Source organism: Pseudomonas sp. CFII64, assembly GCF_000416235.1.
Classification (GTDB): domain Bacteria; phylum Pseudomonadota; class Gammaproteobacteria; order Pseudomonadales; family Pseudomonadaceae; genus Aquipseudomonas.
Genome location: NZ_ATLO01000020.1, coordinates 32,413 through 50,439 on the forward strand (window position 1 = coordinate 32,413; position 18,027 = coordinate 50,439).

At 59.2% G+C, this 18,027-nt stretch carries 11 protein-coding genes and 2 pseudogenes; all 13 read right to left on the reverse strand.

All coding sequences use genetic code 11. The annotated features are described in order from the left end of the window. Nucleotides 1-20: 20 nt before the first annotated feature. The gene (locus tag CFII64_RS10525; protein ID WP_020290753.1) at nt 21-2,948 is read right to left on the reverse strand and encodes a TIGR00180 family glycosyltransferase; all 2,928 of its coding nucleotides are present in this window, start codon (nt 2,946-2,948) and stop codon (nt 21-23) included. A gap of 62 nt (nt 2,949-3,010) precedes the next feature. Next, on the reverse strand, nt 3,011-3,739 hold the full coding sequence (locus CFII64_RS10530) for a cephalosporin hydroxylase family protein (protein ID WP_020290754.1): 729 nt from the start codon (nt 3,737-3,739) through the stop codon (nt 3,011-3,013). After that, nucleotides 3,726-4,433 carry a NeuD/PglB/VioB family sugar acetyltransferase gene (locus tag CFII64_RS10535; RefSeq protein ID WP_020290755.1) on the reverse strand — a complete coding sequence of 236 codons (708 nt, stop codon included), beginning with the start codon at nt 4,431-4,433 and terminating at the stop codon, nt 3,726-3,728. The genes CFII64_RS10530 and CFII64_RS10535 overlap by 14 nt, the downstream gene beginning before the upstream one ends. Then, the gene (locus CFII64_RS10540) at nt 4,430-5,566 is read right to left on the reverse strand and encodes a DegT/DnrJ/EryC1/StrS aminotransferase family protein (protein ID WP_020290756.1); all 1,137 of its coding nucleotides are present in this window, start codon (nt 5,564-5,566) and stop codon (nt 4,430-4,432) included. The genes CFII64_RS10535 and CFII64_RS10540 overlap by 4 nt, the downstream gene beginning before the upstream one ends. Then, nucleotides 5,563-6,789: a class I SAM-dependent methyltransferase gene (locus CFII64_RS10545; RefSeq protein WP_020290757.1), complete on the reverse strand. Its 1,227-nt coding sequence runs from the start codon at nt 6,787-6,789 to the stop codon at nt 5,563-5,565. Before CFII64_RS10545 ends, CFII64_RS10540 begins: the two co-directional genes overlap by 4 nt. Further along, nucleotides 6,786-7,346 (reverse strand): dTDP-4-dehydrorhamnose 3,5-epimerase family protein, encoded by a 561-nt coding sequence (locus CFII64_RS10550; protein ID WP_020290758.1) that lies wholly within the window; start codon nt 7,344-7,346, stop codon nt 6,786-6,788. The genes CFII64_RS10545 and CFII64_RS10550 overlap by 4 nt, the downstream gene beginning before the upstream one ends. Further along, nucleotides 7,343-8,425: a CDP-glucose 4,6-dehydratase gene (rfbG, locus tag CFII64_RS10555; RefSeq protein ID WP_020290759.1), complete on the reverse strand. Its 1,083-nt coding sequence runs from the start codon at nt 8,423-8,425 to the stop codon at nt 7,343-7,345. Before rfbG ends, CFII64_RS10550 begins: the two co-directional genes overlap by 4 nt. Beyond that, nucleotides 8,407-9,180, reverse strand: a complete 774-nt coding sequence (rfbF, locus tag CFII64_RS10560; protein WP_020290760.1) for a glucose-1-phosphate cytidylyltransferase — start codon at nt 9,178-9,180, stop codon at nt 8,407-8,409. Before rfbF ends, rfbG begins: the two co-directional genes overlap by 19 nt. Before the next feature lie 195 nt (nt 9,181-9,375). Then, nucleotides 9,376-12,975 (reverse strand): glycosyltransferase, encoded by a 3,600-nt coding sequence (locus CFII64_RS10565; RefSeq protein ID WP_020290761.1) that lies wholly within the window; start codon nt 12,973-12,975, stop codon nt 9,376-9,378. Between the two features lie 108 nt (nt 12,976-13,083). Then, the gene (locus tag CFII64_RS10570) at nt 13,084-14,676 is read right to left on the reverse strand and encodes a flagellar hook-associated protein 3 (RefSeq protein WP_020290762.1); all 1,593 of its coding nucleotides are present in this window, start codon (nt 14,674-14,676) and stop codon (nt 13,084-13,086) included. A 13-nt stretch (nt 14,677-14,689) separates the two neighbouring features. Next, nucleotides 14,690-16,756: a flagellar hook-associated protein FlgK gene (flgK, locus tag CFII64_RS10575; protein WP_020290763.1), complete on the reverse strand. Its 2,067-nt coding sequence runs from the start codon at nt 16,754-16,756 to the stop codon at nt 14,690-14,692. 10 nt (nt 16,757-16,766) lie between these two features. After that, nucleotides 16,767-17,630: pseudogene (gene flgJ / locus CFII64_RS10580) on the reverse strand (flagellar assembly peptidoglycan hydrolase FlgJ); the annotation flags it as partial. Nucleotides 17,631-17,771: 141 nt separating this feature from the next. Further along, nucleotides 17,772-18,026: pseudogene (locus CFII64_RS30500) on the reverse strand (rod-binding protein); the annotation flags it as partial. Between the last annotated feature and the right edge of the window lies 1 nt (nt 18,027).

The following is an 18,027-nucleotide window of genomic DNA, read 5'->3' on the forward strand; positions in this document are numbered from 1 at the left end:
TCCTCTGACCGGTAGCGAACCTACGCGAGCAATTGCGCCCAGTTCACTGCACTCGGGGTGCCGAGGTCGAAACCGTTGCCGGTCAAACTCAGGTTTTTGTTGTAAGCCGGATCGCTGTCGAACGAACCCGCCCACTTGTCGCGCAAGGCAGCGAGCGCCTGCGGTGCATCAGGGAGTACGCCCGGATGAGTAATCTGAACCTGAGGCGTCCAAACCACGAGGTAACCTGCCTGGCCGATGTTCAGGCACAGATCGATATCAGCGAACACCTCGGCAAACGCATCCTCGTTGAAACCTTCAACGGCGTCGAAAAGCGCCTTGCGAATCATCATGCAAGTCGAGGAAACCGCCGAGTAGTTCTGGGTCAGGATCAAGCGATGCATATAACCGGGAACATTTTTGGAGCCCACCAAACCCGAGCCAACCCCATCGTTCAATCCCAGAATCAATCCAGCCTGGGTCACCTTGTTTGCCGAATCGATGAGTTTACCGCCGACCACGCCGACTTCAGGGCGCATGGCCTGATTGAGCAGACTGCCTACCCAGTTGGGGCTGACCACTTCACTGTCCGAAGCCAGCAGGATCAGGTATTCACCCTTGGCGTGACGGGCCAGATGGTTGATCAGCGCGGATGCACCGGACACATTCCCGGATTCGATCAGCCTGATCCGGCCGTTCGGTTGCGGTTGAGCCGCCAGCCATTCCAGTGTTGCGGGCGCCGTGTCACGATTTTGGCCGATCAACACTTCGAATTTTGTGTAACGGGTGCGTTGCAGAATGCTGGTCACGCAACGCTGCAAATCGATCAGTTCGGACTGGCCGTGGACAATGATGGACACCAACGGGCGTTCGCTGTGGCGGTAATCGATCTGATAGGTTCCTGCCGGCTCGGAGGTGATCAGGGCCTTGTAGCCACGGGCCGTCAAATGGCGACTCAACGCCTGCCGCTCCTGGACATTTTCTTCCAGCACGGGCGCGTCACAGATCAGCAAGGGTTCGCTCATATGAGCCAGCCAGGCCATCCCGCCCTGCTCGATGATCCGCAACAGCAAATCGAATTCGAGCGCGTTGGCGAACTCTGCCGAATAGCCGCCTGCGTCGACCAGAACGTCGCGACGAATCAACCAATGGCGAGCCATCAAACCCGGCAGAGTCTGAAGCAAATCCAGGTTGAAATCCGGACGGAACACATCGACGAGAGCGCCATTGGCCTGACGATGAATCTCATCGGCGTAGACCGCGCGGCATTGTGGGGCCGCCAGCAATTCCAGACTGGCCCGCAACAGACCGCTTGCGGTGAACTGATCGCCCGCATTTGCCAACAGCAGCCACTCACAGGTTAGCTGGCGCACGCTCTGGTTAAGCTTGTCGACATGGTTCGCCTGGCTGACTTTCACAAAGTGCAGGGTATTGTCGACTGTGGTTGCCGCAGGCGGTTCTGCCGTCGTGAACACCACAATCTTGAAGGCCTTGCAGTGGCCTTCCAGCAAGCTGTCCAGAGTGACCTGCAGAGCGGCCACATCGCCGTCGAGGTTCAACACCAGCAGCCCGAACGATGGGACGCCATCACGGTCGCGCACAGCGTCGCTGATCAGCTGCAACTCACTGGTGTCAGGGTTGCGTGCGTCCAGCCACTTGAGCAGACGACCGGAACGCGTGGCGTCGAAGGTCTGGTGATTGTCAGGGTCAGGCAATGTGTTCAGACGCGCTTCCCATGCCAGGAATTTCTGCGCTTCATCGTCGTCGCCAATGACATTCAGCTGGTGCGCCAGACGGCTGACCACCTCGCGGTTGAACATATTGCAATCCAGCGCCAGCCACAGTCGATCGACAACACTCTCCGGCGTGTCGTTGTTGCGGGGACGCATCAGCTCCTGCTGGCGGGTCCAGACGCCTTCAAGCCCTTCGAGCTGCACTCGACCGGCAGGCATGGCGTGCTGCATGAATTCATATTCACTCAGCAACTCAAAAAACCGCTGATTGTAAAATGGCATTTCCACGTACTGCCGGGGACCAAAGCGCCGCTCGGTCTGCTGCGTTGCGCTGCTCCAGCTGGACTCGAAAATCAGCTCGGCAGTCAAGGAGCGGCGATGGCGCAGGTTGTCGGCCAACACCGCAAAACTTTCCAGAATGGAGGCGACGGCGTGCTGCGGCTCGTCGGCCTGGAACTGGGTGGGCTGCGCCGCCAGCAAACCGGCAAATCGCTCACGATCGGCGACCGACTCAGGATCGGTAAACGTCAGGGTATGAAAAATCTCGGTGGAGTGTTCCGAGGAAATATAGTTGATCTCACGCACGACGTAAGGGATCGGCAGGATACGCGCCTTGGCCCGCGCCAGCATGTACCAGGCATGGCCGATTTCCTGCCACTGGAAAATGGTTCCGTCAGGCATTGCGTCGTACCAGTCGCGCAGCAGCGAAGTACGGTGAACGGCGTAGAATGGCGGGATGTACTCACCCATGAAGTCCAGAATACGATCCTGCGCCACGTCCGAAGCGTAATCCTCACTGACCTTCTTGTCGCGCCGGTAATAGCTGACGCTATTGGCGAGCGTCAGGTACATCAGGCAATAGCCATGGCACATGCCGTAATCCGGATTGGCCTGCAGAAAACTGACCGACTGTTCCAGCGCGTCATGGACAATAAAGTCATCGTCAGCTGCGAAAACCATGTAAGGCGTCGTGACTTGTCTGACGCCATAGTCAAGCTTGGCCTGGATCCCCCAATAACCGATGTGCGGAAGGTGCTGGTACTCCATGGATGCAAAAAGCCCTGCCACGCCTTCAGTCAGCTCGGCGGAGGAATCCAGGATCAACACCTTGCAAGGCAATGCGCTGTAAAACTGAACAGCGCGACGCAGAAATGCTGGCCGATTGTGGCTTATCAAAACCACGGTGAGCAGTTCGTTCAGTGGCAGAGCGTTTTCTGAGCCGTATTTTCCTTGCATAAATCTTTCCCTATACAACCGGTGAATAAACAAAAAGGATTCAATGACCAATCAATTTGCGATCAACGCACCCGGCGTAGATAACCGTCCGGAGCAACCGTGATCAGCAGCTTGCTGTGAATAGCGGCATCAATTTCGAAATCCTGGTTCTCCTTCAGGTAGGCCCAGACTGCGGTTTTCGGGTTATCACCCTTGCCCCATGGCCGATCCGGAAATGCGTCTTCGGGCATGTCTTCAACCACGGTATCCATCACCACGCAATAACTGCCAACCGATACCAACGGCGCATAAAGGCGCAGCTCTTGCAGAACGTGTTCGTGGGTATGGTTCGAATCCAGGACCACCAGGACTTTTTTGCCGGCGATGCGCTGCTTGACCTGCTCGACGATGGCCGGATCGATGCTGGAACCCTGGATCATTTGAATCCGATGGCTCATCGGATGCGCTTCGATGGCTTCGCGGTTGTGCTGGCGGATATCGATATCCACTCCCAATACATCGCCGTGCCCGATCAACTGCAGCATCGATGCGTAGAACACCAGCGAACCGCCGTGGGCGATACCGGTTTCGACGATCACATCAGGGCGCAAGTCCCAGATGATTTCCTGCATCGCAACCATGTCCTGCGGAAACTGGATGATCGGGCGACCCATCCAGCTGAAGTTGTAGGTGTACTTGTGTCTGGCCGTGGTCCCGACCCAGTCCAGTGATGTGGCCTGTAGCGCTTTGTCCTGTTCCAGGCCATCAATGTTCTGTTTTACTTCTTCCCGAAACTGCTCATGGGGATTCATTGGAAACGCTCCGAATAGGGTGCGGCGTTGAACTGAAAACCCGGCCATCCTGATAGGAAGCCGCATTCGATCTGATAATTCTGGCGGGATTACCCACCACCACGGCGTAGTCCGGCACGTCCCGCGTCACCACGGCTCCGGCACCAATGGTCGCCCAGCGGCCAATGCGCAGACGCGGCAGGACCGTGGCATTGATCCCAATGAACGTGCCATCGCCGATTTCCACGCAACCGGCGATGCTGACACCCGGTGCCAGGAACACCGAGTGGCCGATCCGGCCCTCATGCCCGATAACGCAGGCGGAACTGATGCTGGTGTTGTCACCCAGCTCGACATCGGCCTGCATGATCACGCCCTCCTGCAAATAGCAGCCGACGCCCATTCGGGTCATGCTCAGGTCAATGCCGGGATGGATGAAATTGGTCAGCGTCGCGCCCAGTTCGACCAATTCACAGGTGGTTTCATAACGCAGCGCAGTGGAGCCTGTGATCAGATTGACGAAGCGCGCGTCCGGCCCTTTCAGCTCGGGCACGCGCTGGGAACCACCGATGACCGGCACGCCAAAAAACAGCGTGCCGTGCCTGGCCGGATTGTTGTCGAGAAACGCAAACTCAACGTTCGCATTGGCGCGACTGACCGAGCCGATCATGCGCACGGCTTCCGGGTTCGCTGCGCCCAGCAGATAAATGTTCACAACAGGCCTCTGCCGCTGCAGAGATCGCGAAGCACCGCGATGACTCGCAGCTGATCGGCATCCGTCATGTCGTGATAACTGGGCAGATTGATCGCCCGTTCCGACAGTGAAAATGCGGTCGGGGTATTCACGGGCGCCTGGTCTGGATCCGTGTGCTCGAACATCGGCAACGACGACAGCGGCCAGAAAAACACCCGCGCATCAATATCATCAGCCTTGAACGCTTCGATAAGGGTGTCCCGGGTCACGCCAGTCGACTCGGCGAACACCACGGTGGGCATCCAGTAGCCATTGCGCGAATGATCCGGCTGCGGGTTCATGCTCAGGCCCGGAATCTGCAACAGGGCCTGGGCGTAGGTATCGAAGATGGCCCGCTTGCGCGCAATCAGGTCATTGATGCGTTCGACCTGGGCGCAGCCGATGGCCGCCTGCAGGTTGCTCATCTTGTATTTGAAACCAATGAAGTCAGGCCAGAACTGCCGCGTGCTGCCAGCGACCCGGCCGTGATTGGACAGCGTCAGCACGCGTTCGTAGATTGCTCGATCCGAGGTGACGAACATGCCGCCTTCGCCGGTGGTCATGGTTTTGGTGCCATGGAACGAGAATGCGCCAAACGCGCCCAGTGACCCGGCAGGTTTGCCCCGCCATTGGGAGCCGACAGCTTCAGCGGCGTCTTCGATGACCGGAATGCCGAATTCCTCACCAATAGCCAACAGCGCGTCCATGTCGCACAGATTGCCGTACAGATGCACAGCGACAATGGCTTTGGTACGCGGCCCAATCGCTTCCCGGACTTTAGCCGGATCCAGGCACCAGCTGATTGGCGACACGTCGACGAACACTGGCGTGGCGCCCAGATAAGTAATCGGTGCGGCGGATGCGATCCAGTTGGTATTACCCAGAATCACTTCATCACCGGCGCCGATGCCCAGTGCCGCCATCCCCATGTGCAGCGCGCCGGTGCAGCTGGAAGTGGCAATTGCCCAGCTCGCGCCGATGTGTTCGGCGAACGCTTTTTCGAAGCGGTTGATGTAGTCGTAGCAGCGCTCGCCCCAGCCGTTCTGCACGGCATCCAGCACATAAGCGGCCTCAAGTTCGCCGACGCTGGGTTTGGTGTAATGAATTCTGCTCATCGAAAACTCAGCTCCGGAATCGCAACAACAAAACGCCCACCCCAACGGCTCACGCAGGCAAACTCATGGGTGATTTCATCTATCAGGTTCCACGGCAGGACCAGCACATAGTCAGGCTTCTCCAGCGCGATGCGCTCGGGGCCCACCACCGGAATTCGACTGCCCGGCAAGAACTTGCCTTGCTTGTGCGGGTTGGCATCGGCCACCCAGGCCAACAAGTCCGGTTTGACGCCAGCATAGTTAAGCAAGGTATTGCCCTTGGCGGCCGCGCCATAACCTACGACGCGCTTGCCTTCGGCCTTGGCCTGCAACAGAAAGCGCAGCAACTCGTGCTTGATACGTTCGGCGGCTGGCGCCAGGGTCGCGTAGAACTCGGGGCGAGTGACACCGGCCAGCGTTTCGGCACTCAATGCCTGCTGCACGGCCGGTTGGCGCTCACGCTGCCCACCATCGGCGCGTTGCACGAATACCCGCAGCGAGCCACCGTGAGTCGGCAGATGGCTGACATCAAAAATTTCCAGGCCATTGCGCTCGCACAATGTCTGCACTGCCGTCAGCGACAGATAGGAATAGTGTTCGTGGTAAAGCGTGTCGAACTGCGCGCCCGCCATGAGCGCCAGCAGGTGCGGAAACTCGAAAGTCGCCACGCCGTCGGGCTTGAGCAGCACCGCAAAACCCGCGAGGAAATCGTTGATATCCGGCACATGGGCCAGCACGTTATTGGCCGCCATGAGGTCCGCTGCCCAGCCGTCTTCGACGAGCTGCAACGCGGTCTCGCGGCCGAAAAACAGCTCACGGATTTCCAGACCTTTTTCCCGTGCGGCCTTGGCGGTGCTGCGGGTGGGCTCGATTCCCAGACAAGGAATGCCGCGCTTGGCAACGTATTGCAGCAGGTAGCCATCATTGGCAGCGATTTCCACCACGCGACTTTCAGCCGTCAAGCCGAAGCGCTCAACCATGGTTTCCACATAGCGCTCGGCATGTTGAAGCCAGGTGCTGGAGAACGAGCTGAAGTACGCATAATCGGCGTCAAACAGGCTTTCGGCGCTGGTGTAATCCTCGGTCTGGACCAGCCAGCAGCACTGGCAGACCTGAACTTTCAAAGGCACCCATTGCTCGGCGACTTCCAGCTGTTCCGCCCGCAAATACGCATTCGAAGGCGGCGCAGTGCCGAGGTCGATCAGCGGCAGATTCAACAGGGTGCCGCAGCCGCGACAGTTCATAAGTGCACTCCGCTAAACCGGGAATCCAGCAATGGATGGGATGCATCCCTTGCCGACAGATTTTTGACAGCCAGCGGCCAGGCAATCGCCAGGCGTGGGTCATGTACCGACAGACCGCCCTCATGCTCCGGCGCATAGTCAGCGCTGTGCAGGTACAACAATTCGGCATCATCAGTCAGGGTCTGAAAACCATGGGCAAAGCCTGCCGGGATCAGCAGGCTGCGGCCATCACCAGCGCGCAGGTGTTCGGCATGCCACTGCAAAAAGGTTGCCGAGTCCGGCCGCAAATCCACCGCCACGTCCCAGACTTCGCCGCGCAGGCAGGTGATCAGCTTGGCTTCCGGGTGGTCGCCGTTCTGGTAATGCAGGCCACGCACGCTGCCCTGCTCGCGGGTGCAGGAATGATTGATCTGGCGAATATGAAACGGCTGATCGAAGCCACTCAGGCTGCCCTCGCAGAACAATCGGGAAAAGTGCCCGCGCGTATCTTCGTGACGCTTGTGCTGTACGCTGAACAGTCCCGCCAACGGCAGCGCCTTCAACAGGAACTCGCTCATTGCTGCTCCTTGTACAGGTCCAACTGAGCCAGCGTCACCTCACGCATGTTCTGCCCGGCTTTCCACGCAAGATGCCAATCCAGCGTATGTTCCAGGCACTGTTGCAGCGACCAGCGCGGCTTCCACGCCAGCAGTTGATGGGCACGGCTGCTGTCCAGGCGCAACAAGCCGGCTTCGTGCAGTTCGCTGGGTTCGACGCGCATGCCGGGCCCGCGAGGCCAGCGACTGGCCAGTAGCTGCACCACTTCACCGACGCTGCACATATCGTTTTCGCCGGGGCCAAAGTTCCAGGCACCGGCAAATCGCGGTCCATGTTCGTAAAGGCCGGCGGCCAGCAGCAGATAACCCGCCAGTGGTTCCAGCGCGTGCTGCCAGGGGCGTACCGCCTGTGGATAACGCAGGGTCACCGGCTCGTTGGCCGACCAGGCCTTGAGCACATCCGGTATCAAACGCTCCGGGGCGAAATCACCGCCGCCCAGCACATTGCCCGCACGCGCGGTCGCCAGCGCCAGGCCGTGTTCGGCATAGCGTTCGGCGGCAAAGAACGACGCCGCGTAGGACTGAGCCAGCAACTCGCAGCAAGCCTTGCTGCTGCTGTAGGGATCATGCCCGCCCAAGGGTTCATTTTCACGATAGGGCCAGAGCCATTCCTGATTGGCGTAAACCTTGTCGGTGGTCACCAGGACACAGGCGCGCACGCCGCCGATCTGGCGAATGGCTTCGAGCAGATTGAGGGTGCCCATGACATTGCTGGAATAGGTGCCCAGCGGATCGCGATAGCCTTCGCGCACCAATGGCTGGGCGGCCAGGTGCAGGACAATCTCCGGCCGCGTCTCGGCGATCAGCTCCAGCAAGGCGCCAAGATCACGCAGGTCGCCGCGTTGGTCGTTGATGCCATCGGCGACGCCAGCCAGTTCGAACAGGCTGGGTTCGGTGGAAGGTGCCAGGGCAAAACCACTGACCTCAGCCCCCAGGCTTTGCAGCCATAGCGTCAACCAGCTGCCTTTGAATCCGGTGTGACCCGTGAGCAATACCCGCTTGCCACTCCAGAATTGCGAACTCAGTCCCACTGCTTCCACGGGGCCTCCCCGCTCTGCCACAGTTGTTCGAGGTAATTCTTGTCGCGCAGGGTGTCCATCGGATGCCAGAAACCATCGTGCTGGAAGGCGGCCAGCTGGCCACGTTCAGCCAGCCCTATCAAAGGCTCGGCTTCCCAGACGGTTTCGTCGTTGGGGATCAGCTCCAGTACCTGCGGCGATAACACGAAGAATCCGCCATTGATCCAGCCACCGTCGCCACGGGGTTTTTCCGTGAAACCGCTGACCAGATCACCATTACGTTCCAGCGCGCCGTAGCGACCCGGCGGCTGCACGGCAGTGACTGTGGCCAAGTGTTTGTGAGACAGATGAAAGTCCACCAGCGCACTGATATTGAGATCGGAAACGCCGTCGCCATAAGTGAAGCAGAACGCTTCCTCGTCCTGTACATAGCGGCTGGCCCGGCGCAAACGGCCACCGGTCATGGTGTCTTCGCCGGTATCGATCAAGGTGACGCGCCATGGCTCGCTGTAGTTCTGATGCACGTCCATGCGGTTGTTGCACATGTCGAAGGTGACGTCAGAGGTGTGCAGGAAATAGTTGGCGAAAAAGTCCTTGATTGCGTAGCCCTTGTAACCGAGGCAAATCACGAAATCATGAATACCGTGGGCGGAGTACTGCTTCATGATGTGCCAAAGAATTGGCTTGCCGCCGATTTCGATCATCGGCTTGGGCTTGAGGTGCGATTCCTCACTGATCCGCGTGCCCAAACCGCCTGCCAGGATAACTGCCTTCATCACGCTCCCTCTTTTACTGCACGGGGCTTTGGCACAGCTACTACCGAGCTTTGCAAGTCACCCATAGACGTCGCCATTCGGCACGAGCCCTTCACCGCCGCGCCGGAAATCCGCGACTGATGAGAATATATGGGGATCTTGCAGGAAACGCGCCAGCTCGGATTGCCCGAACTGGCGACCTGGGGAACGCCAGGTTCAGTCATCCAGCCAGCCGTGCTCCCAGTTGCGCAGGTTATCGCCCTGGAGCATGTAGTCGCGCATCACAGCTTCGCGTAGCTGATCGCCCATGCGATAGCTGGCATCAGGATCATCCAGATGCATATGAATCGCTTCCAGCCACTCCGAAGTGCTGTTGCTGACCACCCGGGTGCAAGGCAAATACCCGCGATAGGCAGCCGTGTCGGTGCAGATCACCGGATAACCGCACGCGCCATACTCCAGCAGGCGCAGGTTGCTCTTGCACTCGTTGAAAATGTGAAACTCCAGCGGCGCGAGAGCGAGATCCAGATTGAGGCTGGCCAGCCTGGCCGGGTAGGCATCAAGGCCCACTGCGGGATGAAACTCGTGCAGGTAGGGACGCAGCTCATCCGGGCACATGCCAAAGAACACCCACTCGACCACATCGGCAAGCTCACGCACTACATCGGCAATGATCGCCAGATCACCGTGGTGACTGGTGCCACCACCCCAGCCAACGCGCGGCTTGCTCGAGGCTCGACGGCGGCTGCCGGGCAGGTTGTTCCACAGATGCGGCGCCAGCATGTTTGGCACTACCCGGATATCCTGGTGCATGCCTGACAGGGCATCAGCCAGTGCCGCAGTAGACACCACAACGCGGTCACACAGCCCGATACCGCGCCGCACCAGGCGCTCCATTTCAACGCTGTCCGGCATGTTGCGAATATGCGAATTTTTCTTCGGCGCCTTGATGACATAGTCATCCAGCTCATAGATGCGCCGGGCGTTGAAATACTTTTTAAACACCTCAATGTCGTTTATTGCCAGCTCGCTATAGCGACACTGAGTCACGATGACATCCGGTTGCAGGCGCTCGATCTCGATCAGGCTCGGCTGGTCATAGTGGATTTGCCCGATGGCGCGACCTGCAGCCTCAAGTTCAAGCAAGGGCTGCGTGACCCGATAATGACCCACCGCAGACGTATTGACCGGCAACGCCAATATCGACGGCAGTTGCTTGTGCGAGAAAGGGCTCCAGCCTGTCAGCAATCCAGGCTCGAGACTGAAACTTGAGCCACCCAGAATGTGCAGGGCCAGGTTGGGGTTGTACGCCGGATCTCTGACGATCAGCGGTAGCCAGCGCTTGTAGTAGTTTTCCTGCTCCTGTTCACGTAACCGGTCACGTTGCGCGTCGGGAGCAGGTGTCGGCTGGGCACCCAACACCAGTTGTGAATAGGGCGTCCATACCACCAGGTACCCCGACCGCCTGATACGCAGACACAAGTCCACTTCACTGAGGGCATGTGCAAAATTCTGTTCGTCGAAGCCCCCAAGCTCATCGAAGACCTGTTTACGCAACAGTAAGCAATCAGGACCCACGGCGCTCAGATCCTGTACCACTTGCAGACGGTGCATGTACCCGGCGGCACTGAGCATTTCGCCATAGAACGGCACACCGACCGGCCCCTGTAACCCCAGGATCAGGCCCGCATGGACAACCGCGCCGTCAGGACTGAGCACCTTGGCGCCCACCACCGCGACCTCGGCGCGCTGCCCATGGTTAAGCAGCTCATCAAGCCATAGCGGCTCGGTAATCACGGCGAACGGGCTGAGCATCAAGACAAATTCGCCCCGCGCCTGCCCGGCCGCGAAATTGCGCAGCGCGGCAATGTTGCCCTGCTGTGGGTAATTCAGCACCCGCAAGCGGTCGCTGCCCATTTGGGACATGGCAGCAAACCACTCAACGCTGGCGGTTTGCTGACTGCCATTGTTGATCAGCAGCAGCTCATACTCACCGTAAGCGGTTTTTTCCAGCAGGCTCTGGACGCAGCGCTGCACAGCCGCCAAATGGTCCTGGCTGGCGATGATAATCGACACCAGCGGCCGTTCGGCATGCACGTAATCAACGCGATTGAGCAATTCATAACTGCCTGCGCGAATCTCGTGGGCAATGCCCATTCGCTGCAGATGGGCTTGCACCACCACAGGGTTTTGCGCGATAACTTCAGGCATTCCCAGCCACTGAGCGAAGCCGGACTGCGACTCGACGAGGACCTGCGCAATATGCTCGATCGCCTGGCTGCCGTGAGCCTCAACCAACCGCCAAAGCAAATCGTGGGCGGCCAGCACGCCGTAGTCCGAGTCGAAACCGCCAACGTTCAACAGCCCCTGGCGTTCGAACGCCAAGGCTCGTCCGACATAGGGAAAGCTGCGCAACATATCAACATTGAAGTCAGGCTTGAACGCAGGCTCTGCGGACTCCCCATCGACCAATCCACCTTCGTCGGAGTAAATGCAGCGAATATCGGCAAACGCGACTATTCGCTCGGCCATGACCAGCAAGGCTGGCTCTGGCAGACGATCACCCGCTTGCAAGAGGTAAATCCAGTCGGCGCCATCGAGCTGGCCAAGCAGCTCATTGAGTTGCTGCTGCCAGTTGCGTTGCAACGGCATGCGCAATACTTGTCCCTCGATCTGCATCTCGGTACAGGCACTCGACAGCACCAGCACCAGCTCCGGCGTATACAGCTGCTGGGAGATGCTGCGCAAGGTCAGTTCCAGCGCGGCGCTGCCGACCTGATCGTCGATGACGACCGGTACGATTTTCGGCCGCCAATGCCAACCCGCCAAGGTGTCCGGCAGCAGCTTTTTCTGGGGCGCGGTGAGGGTCCGGCAGGCCAGCCATTGAGCATACATCTGGCCAAAACTCTGGCTTTCTACGCCAACCCGGTAAGGTAACGCGGCCTGCTTGTTACCGAGCGTGCGCGAGAGCGGCAATTCGCCCCAGACACGCGGAACCTGGGCAGTCTGAGACAAAGCAACGAAAGATACCCAGCCGGCAGCAGGAGCCGATTCGCCGCTACGTGCCTCAAGCATCTGCACCAGCCATTTACGCTCCGCCTGTGTGGCATCGAGCATCGGCTGCTGGCGAATCAGGCGCTCTGGATACAAGCGTTCAACACTCAGGATATTGTTGAGCACCACCAGGTTGCCGCGGCGTAACAGGCAGATATACAGGGCAAAATCGAGTGTTGCCGTAAAGCAAAAACCTGGTTGGGTCAGCGCCGGCAGCAGCTCCACCAGATCGGCTCGGCGAAACAGCGCACTGCTGAAACCGCCCAGAAAATTGACCGGAAAACTCTCGATGATCGCCAGCAGGTCGTCGCCCTTGAACACTCCGCTTTCCTGCGAAAGCGGGCTGTTCTCCAGGCGCCCCGGCAAGAGCAGATCGTTGGCGTCCCAAAACAGTCGTTGCGCCAGGGCAAAATGACAATCTGCATTGTCTTGCAGCGCCTGGGCTTGCTGAGCGATACAGGTCGGGAAGATCAGATCGTCATCACAGAGGAACTTGATGAACTCGCCTTGAGCTTCCTCCAGACCCGCTCGCAGGTTACCGACCAAGCCCAGCCGCTCGGCGTTGCGCACATAGCGCAACGCAATGTCAGAGCGCATGCCAAACAATTGGACGATATCCTGAATCTGACTGTCAGGGCTGTCGTCGCAGACGATCACTTCAAGATTGGCGTAGGTCTGGCTCAGGGCGCTGGCTAAAGCCGCCTGAAAGAAACGCGGGTTAAAAGCGGGGATGACAATGCTGACGCGGGGTACGGAATTCACAGGGCTTACTCGCGAGCGGCGGGCATCCAGCCTGGCGGAAGATGCCCATTAACCGCTGAAAAAGACGGCTGATGCTCGGTAATACGCCGCATCCTTGCGGCCTTGCGCTTAAAGCTTGCTGAACAGGTTCAACTGGGAAACCCGAGTGAACACCAGTTGGGAGGCGGTCAGCATCGTCTGTTGCATCGTCAGGCGGCCAATCGCATCCACCGGGTCGGAGTCGACGATCTTGCCCTGCTCGACAGTGTTGTTGCCCTGAAGCAAACCGTTGGTGACGCCTTGCGAGTCCGCGCTGGCCTGACGCGCGCCGCCGGCAGAAATGGCCTTGGACACCTGCTCCTTGCCGCTGGTGATGTTGCCCAGCGCAGAATCCAGGGAAGCGCGCAATTTCTGGCTGGCCACGGGATTGCCATCCGCCGGAGTATTGAGCGCGGTGATCACCGAGGACAAGGTATTCAGGATGTTCTGGGTTTGCTGCGTACCACCTTTGACCACGAACGTGTCGCCCACAGCCGGGTTGCCACTGACCTGGAACGTGATGCCCGAGGCGCTGGTCGCCGGCGTTGTGCTGCCACTGGAAATCTTGGTGCTGGAACTGGTCATTGGCGACGCGTAAAGATCGAAATCAGTAGCGCTGGTGAACTTGATGATTGCGCCGCCAGGCGGGAAGGTGTTGTTGTAGGCGGCCAGATCGGCAACCGAAGTGCCCACTGTGGCACCGGTAATCACAGCATTGGGCACCGAATTACCCGGGCTCGCGGTGGTACTGATCTGGTCCGGGGTTGCCGCCAGGACGAAGGTATGGTCCTTCAACGCATTATCAGCGGCGGTCGTCGAGGCCCGCTCCGCGGCCGTCAGATTGATATTCAGCGACAGGTCCACGCCGCGAAAACTGATCACCTGATTAGCCGCATCGGCCGAGGAAAAAGTGCCGGTACCGCTGGCGTCTACGGTCACATCATTAAGCGCAGCATCGGTAATCTTGTACTGGGTGCTGCTCAGAAACGTGACCGTGTAAGGCTGACCGCTGACGTACTGGCTGTTGTAGTTCGAGGTGGAGGTTACGATCCCGCCAGACAAACTGATTTTGCCGTCATCAACAGCCGGCAATGTCAAGGTGGACGACGTGCGGGTGGTATTGATCGCCGTCTCGAAAGCATCCCAACCGGTGGTGTTGCTGGCAATGCTCAAGCCGTCGCCGATGGCCAGATTGATCGCGGTCTGGTCACCGTTGTAGGCGAAGGTGCCATCAGGGTTTTGCGAGTACGGAGGCACCGAGGTCTTGGAGCCGGAGAACAAGTACTGACCGTTGGCGTCCTGGCTGTTCATCAAGCTCAGGACCTGCGACTGCAGCTCTTTGAGCTCGGCGGCGTTGGAGGCACGGTCCGCATCGGTATAGGTGCCGTTGCCCGCTTCGATGATCAGCTCGGATGCCCGTTGCAAGGCAGTCTGGATGCTCTTCAGCGCGGTTTCCGATTTGGTCACATTGATGCTGACGGTGCTGATGTTCGAGTCGTACTGGGTCAGCATCGAGTTCTGTTGGGCCAGTTGCAACACGCGCGCCGCGCCCACCGGATCATCGGCAGCAGAATTCAACTTGACCTGGCTGGCGACTTCTTCACCGGTCTTGATGACGTTGGCGTACGTACGCGTGTAGTTGGCAGAGCTGGTTTCGTAAAACTGGGCAGTTGAAATACGCATGAATTACGACTCCTTAAAGACTGTTGATCAGCGTGCTGAAAATGGCTTGTGCCGCCTTGATGATCTGCGACGAAGCGGTGTAGTACTGCTGATATTTGACCAGGTTGGCGGCTTCCTCATCGAGGGAAACGCCGGATACTCCGTCACGCGCACTTTTGGATTGGGTCAGCAGCGCGGCGGTTGCAGTGGTATCGGTCTTGCCTTGCGCGGCGTAGGTCCCGACGCTGGATACCAGCGAGCCGTAGGCGCCTGCAAGGCTCAGACCCGTGGAACCGTTCGCGCCGACGCCGACCGTTTGCTTGGTCTGCAAGGCGGTTGTCGCAATGGCGTTGCGGTTATCGGCCGAACCCGCACCGGTAAGGGCAATGTTGTAAGTGTCTTTATCGCTCGGTGCGCCGGCGATGGTCATTTCGAACGTGTAATCCTGAGCGGCGCCTGCCGAGTCGGTGTAACCCACTGGCAGCTTCAGCACATTGCTCTGGCCGGGAACGATGGTCCCGGTGACCGCAACGCCGTTTTTATCCAGCACGGCAGCGCCCTTCGCATCCAGCAACTGATAGCTTTGCGAACCCGAGGTAACCGGGCCGAACAGCAGCTTCAGCGGCGCAGTGTCCTTGATGCCGTTGCGCAGATCCGCTGTGCCAGCGGCGTCGTAGATATTGGCCTTGGTGGTCAGCGTCGGCTGGGTGTACGTACCGCTGCCCTTGTTGCTGGCACCTGCTGTTGCCGTCAATGGTGCAGCGGCAGCGAGGTTTTTCGGGTCAGTGATGACCGTCGTCAACGCGGCAGCGGCGTTGCGGGTTGGCGTCAACGTGAACGAGTCACCATTGGCAAACGGTGTGCTCGGTGGCACGGTTGCCGCAGGCAGCGACACCTGAAAACCCAGACCCGCTGGAGTGGTGCTCGGATCGCTGATTTTGCCGACGCCGACGGCGGTGCCATCGGGCAGGCTGCGGATCGTGTAGTTGTCGTTGTCGCTGAATGTCACCGAATAATCGCTGGCGCTCAGTTTGCTGGTATCGGTGATCGTGACGTTCAGGTTGCTTGAGCCTGGCGTGTTACCGGTCTTGCCGATGCTGCGCTGGGTGATCTGGCTGAGGTCATTGATGCTGTTGAACAGATTGCTGCCAAACGCGCCGTTGCTGTCGATGCCCTGGTTCAGCTGGCTGTTGACCTGATCGGACAACACCAGCGCCACGCGGCCCAACTCGTTGATGGCCGGGGTCATGACCTCGTTGCGGTAGCGCAGCAGGCCGCCGATGCTGCCGCCAGTGATGACCGAGGTCACGTCAGTGGTGGTCGAGCCGGAGGCAACCTTGAGACTGTATTGCGCCGGGTCGGCAGCGCTCGGCACAGCCGTCATGGCATTGGCGGTGCTGCCGTTCACCAGCGCCTGACCGGTACCGAGGTAGACGTCGTAGTTACCGTTGTTTTCGACCACCTTGGCGCCAACCAGCTCGTTGAGCTTGCGCACGGATTCATTGCGCGCATCCAGCAGGCTGTTCGGCGTGGCGCCGGTGGCAGTGCTGGAGGTGATCTGCTTATTGAGCTTGGCAATCGAAGACGACAGGTTGTTGACCTGATCGGCCAGCGTTGTCAGCTGGGTGTTGATGGTCGAGCTCTGGGTGTTGAGCTGCGCCGCGATGGAGTTGAATCGCGCGCCCAGCGCCGACGCCTGCTGCAGGAACAGCGAACGCGCATTCGTGTCGGTCGCCGAAGTCGAGACCCCTTGCAGATTGGTGAAGAACGACGCGAGAGCCGGGGAAATACCGGTCGCGGTGTCGGACAGCAACGTGTCGGTCTTGCTCGCCTGGCCGGAATAGGCCGTCGCGTCGGCATTGAGCGATGTACTGGTTTGCAATTGAGTATCGAGATAGCTGTTGTAGATCCGCCGCACATCAGACAGCGTCGTGCCGGTGCCGATATAACCGGCGCCCAGATTCTGCTGCGCCGAAGCGGTGGTCATGACCTGCTGACGCGAGTAACCGGCGGTATCCACGTTTGCCGTGTTATTACCGATGGTGTTCATCGCGGCGCTGCTTGCGGTCAGCCCTGAGAGCCCAATTGAAATCAGTGACATGGTTCAAGCCTTATAAAGTAGTGGAAGAGCCCGTTGCGGCTGCGTAAGTCTGGTAACTCTTCATCTGCTTGGCGATTTGCGAAATCTTGCTGGCATAGTCCGGGTCAGTTGCATAACCCGCCTTCTGCAATTCTTTTACAAACTGTTCCGGGTTATCGGCCGAATTCACGACTTCTTTATAGCGATCGTTGTTCTGCAACAGGCTGACCAGGTCGTGAAAACTGTCGGCATAGGACGAATAGGAACGGAAGTCCGCCGTTTCCTTGACCATTTTGCCGTCACGGAACTCACTGGTGATCGCCCGGGCTTCGGGGCCTTTCCAGCTGCCTTGCGCCTTGATGCCGAACAGGTTGTGACTGCTGCTGCCGTCCTGCTGACGCATGATGGATTTGCCCCAACCGGTTTCCAGCGCCGCCTGGGCAACCAGCACCGTTGGATCAATGCCGATCCGGGCAGCGGCTTCCTTGGCCAGCGGCAACATGGTCGCCACAAACTGGTCAGCGTTGCTGAACGCGCGCTTGGCCGGAGCCAGTGGTGGCTGCGCCATGCTGCGCACATAGCTTGGCGTGGCCGGTGCCAGATTCGGGTCCAGCGTCCAGTCGCCGTTGCCTTTGCCGCTGACGTTCGTGCCGGCGACATTGGCAGCCGTGCGCGCGGTGGGCGACAAGGTATTGGCGGTATTTGGAACGATGCCGGCCAACAGCCGATCGGTCAGTCTGGTCGGCAGCGACAGACGACGCGCATTGAGCAGCGCCATGTCGTTGCGTCCTTCGCCGGTGGCCGCCGCTGCGGCGGCGGCCTGATCTGCCGCCGCCGAACGCGTGGCCCACAGCGGACGCTGATAAACGCTGGTGGCCAGTGCGGTCCTGGCGGGCGCGACTGCACCATCAGCCTTCGCGCCGTCAGCCGTCGCAGTTCCCGGCGTCACCGGCGGCACACTCTTGTTTTTCGACAGCTGACGCATCAACACATCCTGCAGGCCGATACCGCCGCCTTTAGTGGACATGGAAACCGCCAACTGCTGGTCGTACATGTCCTGGTATTGACGCGTCGCCGCCGTGTTCATCGGGTTGTCTTTGGCCAACACTTCGTTGGCCGAGCGCATGGCCTTGAGCATCTGACTGACGAACAGCGATTCGAACTCCTGCGCCACCTTTTTCAGGTTGCCCTCGCTGTTCTTGTCACCGTTTTTCATCGAGTTCAGACGATTGAGGTCGGTGTAGGCCCCTGAATCGCTGGCCGAGGAAATCGGGCTCTTAGGCATATCCATG